This window comes from Neisseria sp. P0024.S006 (assembly GCF_051956595.1).
Lineage (GTDB): Bacteria > Pseudomonadota > Gammaproteobacteria > Burkholderiales > Neisseriaceae > Neisseria.
Genome location: NZ_JBQCXH010000005.1, coordinates 86,901 through 101,684 on the forward strand (window position 1 = coordinate 86,901; position 14,784 = coordinate 101,684).

10 protein-coding genes are annotated in these 14,784 nt (G+C 45.7%); 7 read left to right on the top strand and 3 right to left on the bottom strand.

All coding sequences use genetic code 11. The features are described 5' to 3' along the window. Positions 1-48: 48 nt before the first annotated feature. The 4 genes from ACTHUF_RS09985 (at position 49) to ACTHUF_RS10000 (ending at position 9,248) form a co-directional block, all read left to right on the top strand. Complete coding sequence (locus ACTHUF_RS09985; protein ID WP_440362168.1) at positions 49-1,779, top strand: hypothetical protein; 1,731 nt, start codon at positions 49-51, stop codon at positions 1,777-1,779. A gap of 345 nt (positions 1,780-2,124) precedes the next feature. After that, positions 2,125-3,702, top strand: a complete 1,578-nt coding sequence (gene lpt3, locus ACTHUF_RS09990) for a lipooligosaccharide phosphoethanolamine transferase (RefSeq protein ID WP_440407553.1) — start codon at positions 2,125-2,127, stop codon at positions 3,700-3,702. Between the two features lie 65 nt (positions 3,703-3,767). Then, on the top strand, positions 3,768-6,713 hold the full coding sequence (locus tag ACTHUF_RS09995) for a DUF3418 domain-containing protein (protein ID WP_440407555.1): 2,946 nt from the start codon (positions 3,768-3,770) through the stop codon (positions 6,711-6,713). A 66-nt stretch (positions 6,714-6,779) separates the two neighbouring features. Then, positions 6,780-9,248: an SIR2 family protein gene (locus ACTHUF_RS10000; RefSeq protein WP_440407557.1), complete on the top strand. Its 2,469-nt coding sequence runs from the start codon at positions 6,780-6,782 to the stop codon at positions 9,246-9,248. A gap of 196 nt (positions 9,249-9,444) precedes the next feature. Here ACTHUF_RS10000 and ACTHUF_RS10005 read toward each other — a convergent pair whose 3' ends face one another. The 3 genes from ACTHUF_RS10005 to ACTHUF_RS10015 form a co-directional block, all read right to left on the bottom strand. Then, positions 9,445-10,215, bottom strand: a complete 771-nt coding sequence (locus ACTHUF_RS10005) for a ParA family protein (protein ID WP_049336841.1) — start codon at positions 10,213-10,215, stop codon at positions 9,445-9,447. 67 nt (positions 10,216-10,282) lie between these two features. Beyond that, on the bottom strand, positions 10,283-10,912 hold the full coding sequence (gene rsmG / locus ACTHUF_RS10010) for a 16S rRNA (guanine(527)-N(7))-methyltransferase RsmG (protein WP_049359315.1): 630 nt from the start codon (positions 10,910-10,912) through the stop codon (positions 10,283-10,285). Between the two features lie 82 nt (positions 10,913-10,994). Then, entirely contained in the window at positions 10,995-11,489 is a 495-nt protein-coding gene (locus ACTHUF_RS10015; RefSeq protein WP_070712209.1) for a hypothetical protein, read from the bottom strand. 431 nt (positions 11,490-11,920) lie between these two features. Here ACTHUF_RS10015 and ACTHUF_RS10020 point away from each other — a divergent pair, with 431 nt between their 5' ends. The 3 genes from ACTHUF_RS10020 (at position 11,921) to ACTHUF_RS10030 (ending at position 14,753) form a co-directional block, all read left to right on the top strand. Next, positions 11,921-13,393, top strand: a complete 1,473-nt coding sequence (locus tag ACTHUF_RS10020; protein ID WP_440407559.1) for a malate:quinone oxidoreductase — start codon at positions 11,921-11,923, stop codon at positions 13,391-13,393. A gap of 142 nt (positions 13,394-13,535) precedes the next feature. Then, positions 13,536-14,318: an indole-3-glycerol phosphate synthase TrpC gene (trpC, locus tag ACTHUF_RS10025; protein ID WP_440407561.1), complete on the top strand. Its 783-nt coding sequence runs from the start codon at positions 13,536-13,538 to the stop codon at positions 14,316-14,318. 63 nt (positions 14,319-14,381) lie between these two features. Then, the gene (locus ACTHUF_RS10030; protein WP_049330869.1) at positions 14,382-14,753 is read left to right on the top strand and encodes a DUF488 family protein, N3 subclade; all 372 of its coding nucleotides are present in this window, start codon (positions 14,382-14,384) and stop codon (positions 14,751-14,753) included. Positions 14,754-14,784 lie beyond the last annotated feature (31 nt).

The following is a 14,784-nucleotide window of genomic DNA, read 5'->3' on the forward strand; positions in this document are numbered from 1 at the left end:
TATAGAAATATTCTAAAAATATTTTTAATGAAAATTTTGAGATATGAAATGGCAAGACAAGAATTAGTTGATTTTCTTTTGACAGTTGATAAACAACATATTATTGATTTAGTTGATATTATAACCGATTTTGGTAAAGGGCGTAGTACGCTAAATTCAACGGTTAAAGATGTTTTGATTTTGGCAAAGGAATCAAACAGAAATTTTACAAAAGATGAGATCAATTTATTATTAATTGAGTTTCAAAAATATGGTGGAAATACTTTTGTTAATGCGATAAGAAGTAAAGATAATTTAATCACGTATCATGAAATTTTAAACGATGTATTTAAGTTATTAATTGGAGATAAAAATCAACTTACTAATGAGGAGAAGGAACAAAAAATTATTCAAACCTTATTTTCTACCGAGTGGGAATCTATACTTTTTGAAGATAGATATAAAAAAAGCATAGATATGGGAAAAATAATTTCTAAAAATATAACAGATGGAATAATAGGAGGCTTCGCATTAGGTCTCTCTTCACCTGCTTTACGAATTACCATCCCTTTTGTTGTTCAAATCTCATGGTTGAAAATGATGAAGCAAAACTATTGGGATAAACAAGAAATTGAATCCGTAAAAATTTTGTCAAATCAAGACTTGCTTATCACGGATGCTGCTGATAAAGATGTTATTTTATCTTTAACTGAATATACCGAACCTCCTAAAATAAAAAATGAATTTAATGAATCTAATATTTCTTCATTTAATCAGTTGTTTAGTAATATTCCTTCATTGGCAACGAAATTTGAAACAGTTAAAAATCAAATAGTCAGCATCAATATAGACCCTAGAAAACTTACACTTGCCAAAGATGGAAATGGCTTGCGCGGTATGGTTCATGGCGTTAATAAGGATGGGAAATTTGGTGTTACGGAGAATGTAAGGATTTTTGAGGCTAATACGTTGAAACAAGTTATTAATTCAGGAGTTATTTTTAATTTGGCTTCAACAGTTGTTGCTCAAAAACATTTAGCTGATATCAATGAAAAATTAAAAGAAATACAAAAAGGAATTAATGAAATTAGGCATTTTCTAGAAGATGAACGACGTAGCAAAATTGATACAACTATTAAACTGCTTAAGTTGGTAAGTGAGCACATGACCGGTTATGGGCAAGAAACGCCTATTTTTAATGAAAATAAAGGTAGATTGCAAAAAGGATTAGATGATAATTTGGCAATTAAATCACATTTAGAAAAAGATTTGCATAGAGTATTTGAACAAATTTGTAATATTAAATTTGATAGTTTCATGGGAATGAATAATAGTGGAGATGTTAAATCCATGATTAAAAGAATGAAAGAGTGGGATAAATATTATGAGTCTTATCAATTATGCTGCAATGTTGTAATGATGATGTATGCTATTCTTTACATGGGTAATGCCAATAAAATAAACAAAGAATTTTATAGTAATGAATTAAAAACTTTTGTAAGTGATACTGATAAATTTATTAGTTGTAGAGTTACCAAAATACAAGAACATTTGAGACAAGCTAGTAAAAATGCCAAAGGCATTACTAATTTTGATAGTAGTACCTTAGCATATGAAGCATTATTTCATAGATGTAATGAGGATTTTAAATATTATCAGCAAGAATTAATCCAGCAATTAACACAAATTTCTGCATCAGCTACAGCACCAATGCCTTTTAAGGCAACTTTGCTGATTGAAAACGGAAAGATTCAAGGTGGGCAGTTTTTATTTGATGAAGCTTTAGAAAGAAGAAGTTAACTTGATATGTCAAATTTTTCATGTAGTTTAAAATCTATATGATCTCTGAAACTGATTCTAGTCTCCTTGATGCAGCTTGAACAATCAAATAAATGCACGATCGCCCATTGATCTGAAAATTACTTATATTTTATTGGTAACATTCCAGTGTATATCAATGACGGTTTTCAGGTATTGCTGGAATTGGGGGCGGTGGAGGCCGTCTGAAAATAAAAGCTTTCTTCATAAAATGGCAGGCCATGTTTCATTTTCAGACGGCCTAAATCATTGAGAAACTAAAAACCATTGAAAAGGGAATATTGAGTTTCAAAACTCAATCGGTAAATTTTTTATTGTGAAATATTAATGATGAAAAAATCTTTCCTTGCGCTTGTTCTGTATTCGTCTCTACTTACTGCCAGCGAAATTGCCTATCGCTTTGTATTCGGAATTGAAACCTTACCAGCGGCGAAAATTGCGGAAACGTTTGCGCTGACATTTGTGATTGCTGCGCTGTATCTGTTTGCGCGTTATAAGGCGACGCGTTTGTTGATTGCAGTGTTTTTCGCGTTCAGCATTATTGCCAACAATGTGCATTATGCGGTTTATCAAAGTTGGATAACGGGTATTAATTATTGGCTGATGCTGAAAGAGGTTACCGAAGTCGGCAGCGCGGGCGCGTCGATGTTGGATAAGTTGTGGCTGCCTGCGTTGTGGGGCGTGTTGGAGGTCGTGTTGTTTTGCAGCCTTGCCAAGTTCCGCCGTAAGACGCATTTTGCCGCCGATATATTGTTTATTGCGGCGATGTTGCTGATTTTTGGACGTTCATTCAGTACGACGCAGGAACACGGTATTTCGCCCAAACCGACATACAGCCGCGTCAAAGCCAATTATTTCAGCTTCGGCTATTTTGTCGGGCGTGTGTTGCCGTATCAGTTGTTTGATTTAAGCAAAATCCCTGTGTTTAAACAGCCAGCGCCAAGCAAAATCGGGCAGGGCAGTGTTCAAAATATCATCCTGATTATGGGCGAAAGCGAAAGCGCGGCGCATTTGAAATTGTTTGGCTACGGACGCGAAACTTCGCCGTTTTTAACCCAACTTTCGCAGGCCGACTTTAAACCGATTGTGAAACAAAGCTATTCCGCCGCGTTGATGACGGCTGTGTCCCTGCCCAGCTTTTTCAATGCGATACCGCATGCCAACGGCTATGAGCAAATCAGCAGCGGCGATACCAATATGTTCCGCCTCGCCAAAGAGCAGGGCTATGAAACGTATTTTTATAGCGCGCAGGCGGAAAACGAGATGGCGATTTTGAACTTAATCGGTAAGAAATGGATAGATCATCTGATTCAGCCGACTCAACTCGGCTACGGCAACGGCGACAATATGCCCGACGAGAAGCTGCTGCCGCTGTTCGACAAAATCAATTTGCGGCAGGGCAAGCATTTTATTGTGTTGCACCAACGCGGTTCGCACGTCCCATACGGCGCATTGTTGCAGCCGCAAGATAAAGTATTCGGCGAAGCCAATATTGTGGATAAGTACGATAACACCATCCACAAAACCGACCAAATGATTCAAACCGTATTCGAGCAGCTGCAAAAGCAGCCTGACGGCAACTGGCTGTTTGCCTATACCTCCGATCATGGCCAGTATGTACGCCAAGATACCTACAATCAAGGCACGGTGCAGCCCGACAGCTATCTCGTACCGCTGGTGTTGTACAGCCCGGATAAGGCCGTGCAACAGGCTGCCAACCAGGCTTTTGCGCCTTGCGAGATTGCCTTCCATCAGCAGCTTTCAACGTTTCTGATTCACACGCTGGGCTACGATATGCCGGTTTCAGGTTGTAGCGAAGGCTCGGTAACGGGCAATCTGATTACAGGCGATGCAGGCAGCTTGAACATTCGCGACGGCAAGGCGGAATATGTTTATCCGCAATAAGCGGCGTGAAAACCAATAAAGACAAATTTAGATGATGTCGGGGAAGATGCCCGACCGACAAGACTATGCAAAATATGAAAAACCAAGTACGCGGATCAGGCATGGATGTCCGATCCAACCCAGCCAATGTTTCAGACGGCCTGCAAAACAGTTCGGGCCATATCGGTACCAACACGCGCTACCGCCTGACCAAGCTCGGCGAACAAATGGCACGCCTGCCCATCGACCCGAAAATCGCGCGCATTTTGCTGGCGGCGAAGAAGCACGACTGTATGGCAGAAATATTGGTGATCGCGTCCGCGCTGTCGATTCAAGACCCGCGCGAGCGGCCGCTGGAAGCGCGCGATGCCGCCGCCAAGGCACATGAACGCTTTACCGACAAGCAATCCGACTTTCTTGCCTATCTGAATATTTGGGACAGCTTCCAGCGCGAGCGCGACAAAGGTTTGTCCAACAAGCAGCTGGTGCAATGGTGCCGCCAATATTTCCTGTCGCACCTGCGGATGCGCGAATGGCGCGAGCTGCACCACCAGCTTGCCCAAACCGCGATTGAAATGGGCTTGACCACCAAAGAAGCCGCGTTTAGACAACCTCCTTCCCAAGAACAATTAAGGCCGTCTGAAAGCCAAGGCGACCAAGATTTGGCGGCAAAGCTCAAACAAAAACAACTGGATAAGAAACAACACCGCGCCCAAATCCGCGCCGCCAAAGAAGCCGGTTACGAACAAATCCACCGCGCCCTGCTGACCGGCCTTATCGCCAACGTCGGCATGAAATCGCCCGATGGCAACGACTACACCGGCGCGCGTGGCAGCCGTTTCCACCTATTCCCCGCCTCCGCCCTGTTCAAAGCCAAACCCAAATGGGTGATGGCGGCAGAATTGGTTGAGACCACGCGCCTTTACGCGCGTGACGTCGCCGTTATCCAGCCCGAATGGATCGAGCAGGAAGCGCCGCACCTCGTCCGCTACCACTATTTCGAGCCGCACTGGGAACAAAAACGCGGCGAAGTCGTCGCCAGCGAACGCGTGACGCTTTACGGCCTGACCGTATTGCCGCGCCGCCCCGTGTCTTACGGCAAAGTTGCGCCCGAAGAAGCGCGCGAAATCTTTATCCGCGGCGCATTGGTGGCGCAGGAAAGCAATCTTCAGACGGCCTTTTTTGCCCACAATAAAAAGCTGATTAAAGAAATTACCGAACTCGAACACAAATCGCGCAAGCAAGACGTATTGGTCGATGACGAAGCCCTGTTTGCGTTTTATAACGAACGCCTGCCCGAGCTGGTGTGGAAAGACGCGAAAGGCGGCGTTTGGGGAAGCGAAGAGGGCGGACAAACCCAGTCGGATAACGTAGCCGGACAAAACGGACAAGCGAACCAGCGCAATGCAGGGCATGTAGCGCAAGCCGCGCACGCAGATGCCAAAGATGCGGACAACCGCGAGCGCGAACCGAGTTCACATACCCGACAAAATGTTTCAGACGACCCCAAGCCCAAAAAGCAGTCCGTATCCCAAAAAGGCCGTCTGAAACCTTTGCCCCTTGCCGATATCCGCACCTTTGAAGCCTGGCTCAAAACCGCCGAGCGCGACAATCCGCGCCTGCTGTTCCTCAGCCGCGACGATTTGATGCAACACGCCGCCGCGCACATTACCGAAGAGCAGTTCCCCAAATTCTGGCAAACCGCAGACGGCAAGTTCAAACTTTCCTACCGCTTCGAGCCGCACCATCCGCTCGACGGCGTGACCATGACCGTGCCGCTGACCGTCCTCAACCGCCTGCACGCGCCATCGCTCGAATGGCTGGTGCCCGGTATGTTGCGCGAAAAAATCCAGCTGCTGATTAAAGCCCTGCCGAAGCAAATCCGCCGCATTTGCGTGCCCGTACCCGATTTCATCACCAAATTTCTCGAAAGCAATCCCGACCGCCAAGCGGCCATCATTCCCCAGTTGGCGCACTTTATCGCCAAAAGCGCCGGCGATATGCGGATTCTCGAGCAAATCGACCAAGACGCATGGGCGGCGCAAGAATTGCCCGAACACTGCTATCTGAATCTGCGCATTATCGATGATGGCGGACAAGAGCTCGCCGGCGGCCGCAAACTGCACGAATTGCAACAACAGCTCGGCCAAGCCGCCGCCGTCACCTTCCGCGACAACACCCAAGAATTCGAGCGCGACAACGTTACCGCATGGGACATTGGCACCTTGCCCGAATCCATCAAATTCGCACGCGGCAAACAACAGCTCACCGGCTATCTCGGCCTGCAAAAAGAAAAAGACGGCCGCATCGCCCTACGCCTGTTTGATACCACAGAAGCCGCCGAACAGGCACACCGTCAAGGCGTGATCGAATTGATGAAGCTGCAATTAAAAGAGCAGGTAAAAGATTTGAACAAAGGCATCCAAGGCTTTACCCAAGCCGCCATGCTGCTCAAACACATCAACGCCGACACCCTGCGCGACGACCTCACGCAGGCCGTCTGCGACCGCGCCTTTATCGGCGAAGACGAGCTGCCGCGCAACGAAAAAGCCTTCAAAGAACAAATCAAACGCGCCCGCAGCCGCCTGCCCGCCGTCAAAGAAGCCCTCAGCCGCTACCTGCAGGAAACCGCCGCCGCCTACGCCGAACTGAACGGCAAACTCGGCAAACACCCATTGACCCACCTCCTAAGACTACGTCTGCAAACCCTGCTCGCCCCCGGCTTCGCCACCCGCACCCCGTGGGCACAATGGCCGCGCCTGCCCATCTACCTCAAAGCCATGACCCTGCGCCTCGAAAAATACAGCAGCAACCCCGCCCGCGACGCAGCCCGCGAAGCCGACATACAGGAATTGGAACAAATGTGGCAGGAAAAAACCGACAGCTTGGTGAAACAAGGCCTCCCCATTTCAGACGGCCTTGCAGGGTTTAAATGGATGATTGAAGAATTGAGGGTGTCGCTGTTTGCGCAGGAATTGAAGACACCGTATCCGGTGTCGGTGAAGAGGTTGTTGAAGGAGTGGGAAAGATAAAGATTATTGACACTAATTAAAAAATATTGAAGAATAAAAATTTATATTAATTTAGAGATTTTAATTATGACTTATGAAGAAGCGTTATATCATGCAAAATCAGGAAAAGCACTTTTGTTTTATGGTTCTGGGATGGCTTATGATGTTCTAAATATGCGTGATGAGAAAATGCCTACTGGAGCTGCATTATCCCATATTCTTTGTCAAGAGGCTGGGTTTAAAGAAGAAGAATATCACGATGACCTTGAACATAGTAGTCAAGAATATATTGAAATAAAAGGTGATATCAGTCTAATTAAATTATTAAAAGAAATTTTCACAACAAAAAAACTTCCTGATTATTACACTGAAATTTCAAAAACTTCATGGAAAAGTATTTTCACCACCAATTATGATAACTCCTTAGAAAATTCTTCTATAAACAATGGAATATCTAGAAATTCCATTGATTTGACATTCGACCCTAAACAATTTCCTCCTAGTACCGAAAATATTATTCATATTAATGGATATATCGAGTCTCTTAATCAAAATAATTTATATTCATCTTTCAAACTTACAAAACAGAGTTACCTTGCTGATCAATTTATAAAAAGCCCATGGTATAAAGTTTTCTATACTGAAGTTTTAGCTAGTAAAGCAATTTTTTTTATTGGGTATTCTTTAAAATCTGATTTTGATATTGCAAAATTATTTTTTGATTTTAATGACGATCTAAAAGAAAAAACTTTTTTTATTACGCAAAAAGAAAATAGAATTTTAAATAAATATGGTACAGTAGTTCCGATTGGAGTTGATAAATTCTCAGAAAATTTATCTAAAACTCCAGTATCAATATCTCAGGCTGATGAATATATTGTAACTAATTTTGAAAGATATCAGAAAACAGAATCTACTCTAGGTACTAACATTAGTGAAAGCACCTTTAAATTCTTAACAATAGGACAAGAAAATCAGAAACTCCTTGAGGAAGTAGTTCTAGAAGGATTAGAAGATTTTGCCATAAACAGACAAAGTACATACTATGATGTAGTGAAAGATTTTACATATATTTTTATACATGGAGATTTAGGTGTTGGAAAAAGCATCCTGGCTAAACAAATTGCTGTTTCTTTTTATAAGAATGGATATGATATTTTCTTTTTAAAAGATGATTATTATAACTATTTTGATGATATAGAATATATCATTTCTTCAACAAAATCTAAAGTGTTATTTGTTTTAGATTTAAACTCTTATTCAATAGAAGAATACAATTTAATTATAGCAATATGTAATAAAATTAAACTAGCTGAAGTCAAGCTAATAATAACAATGCGAGATAACAACTATGATGATATGTATTCTGATTTGGTTTTTAAAAATAAGGTAATATCCTCAAAAGAAATTACAGAGGTTAATGCTTCTCAATTAAGTGATATAGAATTTGAGAACTTTATTAAAATTTTAGATAGGAATGCTTTACTTTCGAATAGTGACTTGGAGGCAATATATCCTAACTTAATATCGAAAGGTGGGAAAAAAAAATTAATCCAAAATATTAAGGATGACTCAAGAAAGCAATTAAATCATTTATTACTATCTTTATTTAACTCTGATGTAATATCAGGAAAATATAATTCAATATTTGAATCCATATCCAAAGAGCGGGAAATACTTGAAATAATTGTTTGTGTCTTCGCATTAAATATTATTGGGAAAACAAATATTGAAAAACAACTAATTTTTCAATTGACAAACAATAATTTAATTATTAGTTCTCAACTACGACATAATGCAATACTTAAAACCTTTTTCTTTAATAATGAGGGAGAATTCATTAGTCCAAAATCTTCTTTATTTTCTGAATTTTTCTTTAAAAAATTCAAAGACTCTAACTTGATGATAGAAATTTTGGTACAGTTTGCAAAAAAAATGTACGATTTAAAATACAAATATTACAAATCAATTGCAACATATGCAAACATACAGAAAATGCTACCTGACGAGAGGAGAAGGGCATCAATCATAAAATTTTATGAAGGAATTAAAACTATTACGAGAGAAAGAGATAATCCACATTTTTGGCTACAATTTGCTATAGCTAGATTAGCATACGCTGAAATTGAAACATATCCACATTTGGATTTAGCAAAAAAATATCTTGATAAATGTTTTGAACTAGCTAGACAAAGAAAGAATTATACAACATATGACTTTACAACCCAATTAGCTCGTTTTCATATTTTAAAAGCTAAATCAACTCCTGAAGAGGATACTGACAATATTAAAAGTAACATAGATGCTGCAATCAATTATTTAGAAGATGTAACATTAAAAGATCCTAAACGTGCTTCATTTCAACAAATAAAACATTTATGTGATGTAATAGATAAGAATTTATCAATATTTAAAAAGGATGATTTGTTAGCATTATTAAATAAATTTATTATTAGAATCGATAACTCTAAATATTCTATCCAAGAAGAAAAAGGAGTTCGTATTTCACGTGACCGTTTGCAGAAACTATTAGAAAAAATAGAGAAAATTACATAATTATCAAGCCGTAGCCTGCAACTGTATGTGCCTTCAAGTACACGCCCTACCTGCCACGTCAAACTTGGAATCTTTGTTTAGGGGAGTGCGGTACGCACGTACGCGGTCTTTTAAAAATGTTCTTTCCAATCAAACCAAAGGCCGTCTGAAAGTATTTCCCAACTTTCAGACGGCCTTCTTATATTCATATCCCTGTTTATTTTTCCAACCGTGCAATCAGTTCGTCGGCCAAGTCGAGATAAGCCTGGGTGCCTTTGGCGTGGGCGTCGTAGGCGAGGGCGGGGAGGCCGTGGCTGGGGGCTTCGGCTAGGCGGATGTTGCGGGGGATGACGGTATCGAAGAGCAGGTTGCCGAAGTGTTGTTTGAGCTGTTCGCTGACTTCGACGACGAGGCGGCTGCGGCTGTCGTACATGGTGCGGACGATGCCGGTTACGTCGAGGTCGGGGTTGATGGCTTGGCGGATTTTGCGGACGGTGGCCACTAAGTCGGAAATACCTTCGAGGGCGTAGTATTCGCAAAGCATGGGGACGATGACGCCGTTGGCGGCGACCAGGCCGTTGAGGGTGAGCAGGGTCAGGGACGGGGGGCAGTCGATGAGGACGTAGTCGTAGTCGTCGGCAACGAGCTGCAGGGCGTTTTTGAGGCGGATTTCGCGTGCGATTTCTTGGACGAGTTCGACTTCTGCGCCGGCCAGTGTGCGGTTGGCGCCCAATACGTCGTAGCCGCCTTCTTTGCTGCGGACGACGGCGTTGGGGATGTCGGTTTCGCCGAGGACGACTTGGTAAACGCCGTTTTCGATGGTGGCTTTGTTGATGCCGCTGCCTGTGGTGGCGTTGCCTTGGGGGTCAAGGTCGACGACGAGGACGCGGCGGCCTTTGGAGGCTAGGGAGGCGGCTAGGTTGACGGTGGTGGTGGTTTTGCCGACTCCGCCTTTTTGGTTGGCGACGGCGAGGATTTGTGCGCTCATGTGCTTTGCTGTCGTGTTAAGTGTGGATGGCTGGATTGTACCGTTATTCGGTATGCTTGGGTTGTTTTCAGACGGCCTTTTTGCGGATGATGACGATATGGCGTTCGGCATTGAGTTGGGGGACGTGCAATGCTTCGACTTTTTCGACGGCGACGCTTTCGGGCAGTTTGTCGATTTCTTCTTGTGGATATATGCCTTTCATGGCCGCCCAGTAGCCGCCGTCTTTGAGGAGGTGCTCGGTCCAGTTGACGAAGTCGGCGAGTTCGGCAAAGGCGCGGCTGGTGATGACGTCGGCGCGGCAGTCGGCGGCGGCTTCTACGCGGCCGCTGATGACGCGGACGTTTTTAAGGCCGAGTTCGATGACGGCTTGTTGTAAAAAGGCGGTTTTTTTGGTGTTGGCATCGAGGAGGGTGATGTCGAGGTCGGGGCGGCAGATGGCGGTGGGTATGCCGGGCTGTCCGCCGCCGGAGCCGACGTCGAGCATGGTTTGGGCGTGTTCGATATAGGGCAAAAGGGTCAGGCTGTCGAGCAGGTGGTGGCTGACGGTTTGGGCGGGATCGCGCAGGGCGGTCAGGTTGTAGGTTTTGTTCCACTTTTGCAGCAGGGCGGCATAGTCTAGCAGTTTGGCCTGTTTGGCTTCGTCGATGTCCAAACCCAGTGCCTGTATGCCGTCGCGGAGCTGTTGCGCCTGATTCATTTGTTATTCCTTATTGGTTAAAACGCGTTGGATGTAATGGTAACGGAAAGCATGCCGTCTGAAAATGTTTGCGCCTGTTGAATCAACGTTTCATTTTGTGAAAGACGATGGGCTGTTCCGGCGCGCGCGTGAGCTGTTTGGGCAGGGTCAGCATGGCGATGATCCATACGGAGAGGGTGTAGTAGAACACGCCTTGTCCGCGCATACCTGCCAATGCGGCATTGCCTAAGATGGCTTCAAAAATCAAGCCTGCCGCCGCCGAGGCACACGCTGCGACACCGGCAAGGAAGATGGCGTAACGCGAATGCCGGCGCATCATTTTTTTATACGCCAGCTTGGTCAGCCCGCCGGCAATCGGCAGATTGAGGAAGGCAAACATGCCGCAGACGAACCATGCGACGGAATCCTGCCAGCCGCTTTGCCATGCCCACGCGCCGTCTTTGACCGTTATCAGCAGCCCTTGGCCGTCTGAAAAGGCGATTTGCACGATATTGTGCAATATCATCGCCAGCGGCAGGGTGAGGAACATCAGTGCGACCAATAGGGGGCGGTAGGGTTTTTCTTGAGTCAGATACATGGCGGTTTGCCTTGTTGTGGGATAAGTCGAAATGATAGCAGATTGGCGGTTGATTCACGTTTGTTAGCGCTGAAATTGCTGACAAAAACGGTCAATTAAAAAAGAAATGAAAAATTCTTTTTTCTTGGCAAACGTTGGCGGATAAAGGGTAAGAAAACGTTTTCAGACGGCCTAATCACTTATTTTTATATGAACCGAACAGAAAATCTTTGCATTTCTCCGTAAAATCTACTAAATTCTCAATAACATATTATAAAGACCTGAAATCTGGAACCCAAACCGAAACTGCCTCCCGCCCTTTACGCTCGGAAACTCAGCAGGCAAAAAAGTTTCACACACTACAAAAACAAAACAATTCCTATGAAATCAGTTGTTTATAATGATAGATAACCACAAGGCAAACCATGCCTGACTTTAGTAGGAGTAAAACCATGGCTGAAGCAACCGATGTCGTATTAGTAGGCGGCGGCATTATGAGCGCCACTTTGGGCGTATTGCTCAAGGAGCTCGAACCATCTTGGGAAATTACCCTGATCGAACGCCTGGAAGATGTAGCGTTGGAATCATCAAATGCATGGAACAACGCCGGTACGGGACACTCTGCCCTGTGCGAATTGAACTATGCCCCCCTGACTGCCGACGGTACGATCGATCCGACCCGCGCCCTCAATATTGCCGAACAATTCCACATCAGCCGCCAGTTTTGGGCATCTTTGGTTGAAGAAGGCAAACTGGCCGACCGCTCTTTCATCAATTCCGTCCCCCATATGTCGCTGGTGATGAACGCCGATCATTGCGATTATCTGCAAAAACGTTTCGACGTGTTCAAAAAACAAAAACTCTTTGAAAAAATGGAGTTTTCTACCGACCGCGCCAAAATCGCCGAATGGGCGCCGCTGGTTATCAACGGCCGCGATGAAAACCAATCCATCGCCGCCAACTACTCCGCCGAAGGCACGGACGTCGACTTCGGCAGCCTGACCCGCCAGATGGTCAAATACTTGGGCGACAAAGGCGTAAAAATCAAATTCAACCGTCATGTCGACGACCTCAACCGCGAATCGGACGGCGCATGGGTGCTGAAAACCAGCAGCACTAAAGACGATGACGACCCGTTGACACTCCGCACCCGTTTCGTCTTCCTCGGCGCAGGCGGCGGCGCACTGACCCTGCTGCAAAAATCCGGTATCCCCGAAGGCAAAGGTTACGGCGGCTTTCCGGTTTCCGGCCTCTTCTTCCGCAACAGCAATCCCGAAACGGCCGCGCAACACAACGCCAAAGTGTACGGCCAAGCCTCCGTCGGTGCGCCCCCAATGTCCGTTCCGCACTTGGATACCCGCAACGTGGACGGCCAACGCCATTTGATGTTCGGCCCGTATGCAGGCTTCCGCCCCAACTTCCTCAAACAAGGCTCGCTCATGGATTTGCCGATGTCCATCCACATGGACAACCTCTACCCCATGCTCCGTGCCGGTTGGGACAATATGCCGCTGACCAAATACCTCTTGGGCGAATTGCGCAAAACCAAAGAAGAACGCTTCGCCTCGCTGCTCGACTACTATCCCGAAGCCAACCCTGACGATTGGGAACTGATTACCGCCGGTCAACGCGTACAAATCATCAAAAAAGACCCGAAAAAAGGCGGCGTACTCCAATTCGGTACCGAAATCGTCGCCCATGCCGACGGCTCGCTGGCCGCATTGCTGGGCGCGTCCCCAGGTGCATCAACCGCCGTACCTTTGATGATTAAGCTGATCAACCAATGCTTCCCAGATCATGCCGAATCATGGTCAGGCCGTCTGAAAGAATTGGTGCCCGGCTACGGTATCAAGCTGAACGACAATCCGACTTTGGCGGACGAAATCATCAGCCACAACGCGTCCGTTTTGGGCATCCACCACTAATTGAAGCAGACACAAAGGCGGGCATTCTTGCCCGCCTTTTTTCAAACCATTAAAATAGCGGCATTCAGGCCGTCTGAAATCTAATCTGCAGCAGCATGTTGCACGACTCAAACCCGAAAATCAGCCCCAATAGAAAAACGCCATGACCGATATTCTCAACAAAATCCTTGCCACCAAAGCAGAAGAAGTGGCCGCCCAAAAAGCCGCCGTTTCCTTGGAAGACATCAAAGCCCAAGCGCAGGCTGCTGCGCCGGTTCGCAGCTTTATCGGCTCGATCCGTGAAAAACACGCGCAGAATCTGCCTGCCATTATTGCCGAAGTCAAAAAAGCCAGCCCGAGCAAAGGCCTGATCCGTCCTGATTTTCATCCTGCCGAAATTGCCGTTGCCTATGAAAAAGCGGGTGCGGCCTGTTTGTCCGTGTTGACGGACGAACCTTATTTCCAAGGCTCGCCCGAGTATTTGAAACAGGCGCGTGCGGCCGTGGCGCTGCCGGTCTTGCGTAAAGATTTCATCATCGACGAATACCAAATCTATCAGGCGCGCGCGTGGGGTGCGGATGCGGTTCTTCTGATTGCCGCTGCCTTGGAAGCCGAGCAGCTTGAGCGTTTTGAAGCCGTCGCCCACGAATTGGGCATGACTGTATTGTTGGAGTTGCACGATGCGTCCGAGCTGGAAAAATGCCACAACATGACCACGCCGTTGTGGGGTGTCAACAACCGCAACCTGCGTACGTTTGAAGTGACCCTGCAACAAACCCTCGACCTCTTGCCCGAATTAAACGGCAAAACCGTTGTAACCGAAAGCGGCATCCGCAACAAAGAAGACGTCGATTTCATGCGCAGCCACGGCGTGCATACTTTCCTGATCGGTGAAACCTTTATGCGAGCCGAAGATATCGAAGCCGAAGTCAAAAAACTGTTCTAAACCTAAAAAACATCAGGCCGTCTGAATTTTCAGACGGCCTGAATCCATTGGAGATGAGAAAAAATGTTTACCGTACAGCGCATTTACGCCTATCAACCCGATTCTAAACAAACCGCCGTCTTTATCGACCGCCTCTATCCGCGCGGCGTCCGCAAAGAGGTTTTTGCCACTGCGCTTTGGCTGAAAGACATTACGCCCAGTGCAAACCTGCGCCGCTGGTATCACGAAAATCCGGCTGAGAATTTTGACGGTTTTGTCAGCCGTTATCACGAAGAGTTGTATGGCGATACCGAGCAGGCAGCCATCAAGCGGCTGCTGGATTTGGAAAAACAGCACGGCAATATTTTATTGCTGACCGCCGTCAAAGACCCTCGACATTCCCACGTCTCCGCACTGGCTCAATTTTTGGGCACAACGTTTGAATATCGCGATTAAAAAATCAGTGTTTGAACCGGATATAAAAAGG

Bases quoted from the DNA above. Each gene is read 5' to 3' on its own strand.
- trpC (WP_440407561.1), top strand. From the start codon at position 13,536: ATGACCGATATTCTCAACAAAATCCTTGCCACCAAAGCAGAAGAAGTG.
- ACTHUF_RS10030 (WP_049330869.1), top strand. From the start codon at position 14,382: ATGTTTACCGTACAGCGCATTTACGCCTATCAACCCGATTCTAAACAA.
- lpt3 (WP_440407553.1), top strand. From the start codon at position 2,125: ATGATGAAAAAATCTTTCCTTGCGCTTGTTCTGTATTCGTCTCTACTT.
- ACTHUF_RS09985 (WP_440362168.1), top strand. From the start codon at position 49: ATGGCAAGACAAGAATTAGTTGATTTTCTTTTGACAGTTGATAAACAA.
- ACTHUF_RS10015 (WP_070712209.1), bottom strand. From the start codon at position 11,489: ATGTATCTGACTCAAGAAAAACCCTACCGCCCCCTATTGGTCGCACTG.
- ACTHUF_RS10005 (WP_049336841.1), bottom strand. From the start codon at position 10,215: ATGAGCGCACAAATCCTCGCCGTCGCCAACCAAAAAGGCGGAGTCGGC.
- ACTHUF_RS10020 (WP_440407559.1), top strand. From the start codon at position 11,921: ATGGCTGAAGCAACCGATGTCGTATTAGTAGGCGGCGGCATTATGAGC.
- ACTHUF_RS09995 (WP_440407555.1), top strand. From the start codon at position 3,768: ATGCAAAATATGAAAAACCAAGTACGCGGATCAGGCATGGATGTCCGA.
- ACTHUF_RS10000 (WP_440407557.1), top strand. From the start codon at position 6,780: ATGACTTATGAAGAAGCGTTATATCATGCAAAATCAGGAAAAGCACTT.
- rsmG (WP_049359315.1), bottom strand. From the start codon at position 10,912: ATGAATCAGGCGCAACAGCTCCGCGACGGCATACAGGCACTGGGTTTG.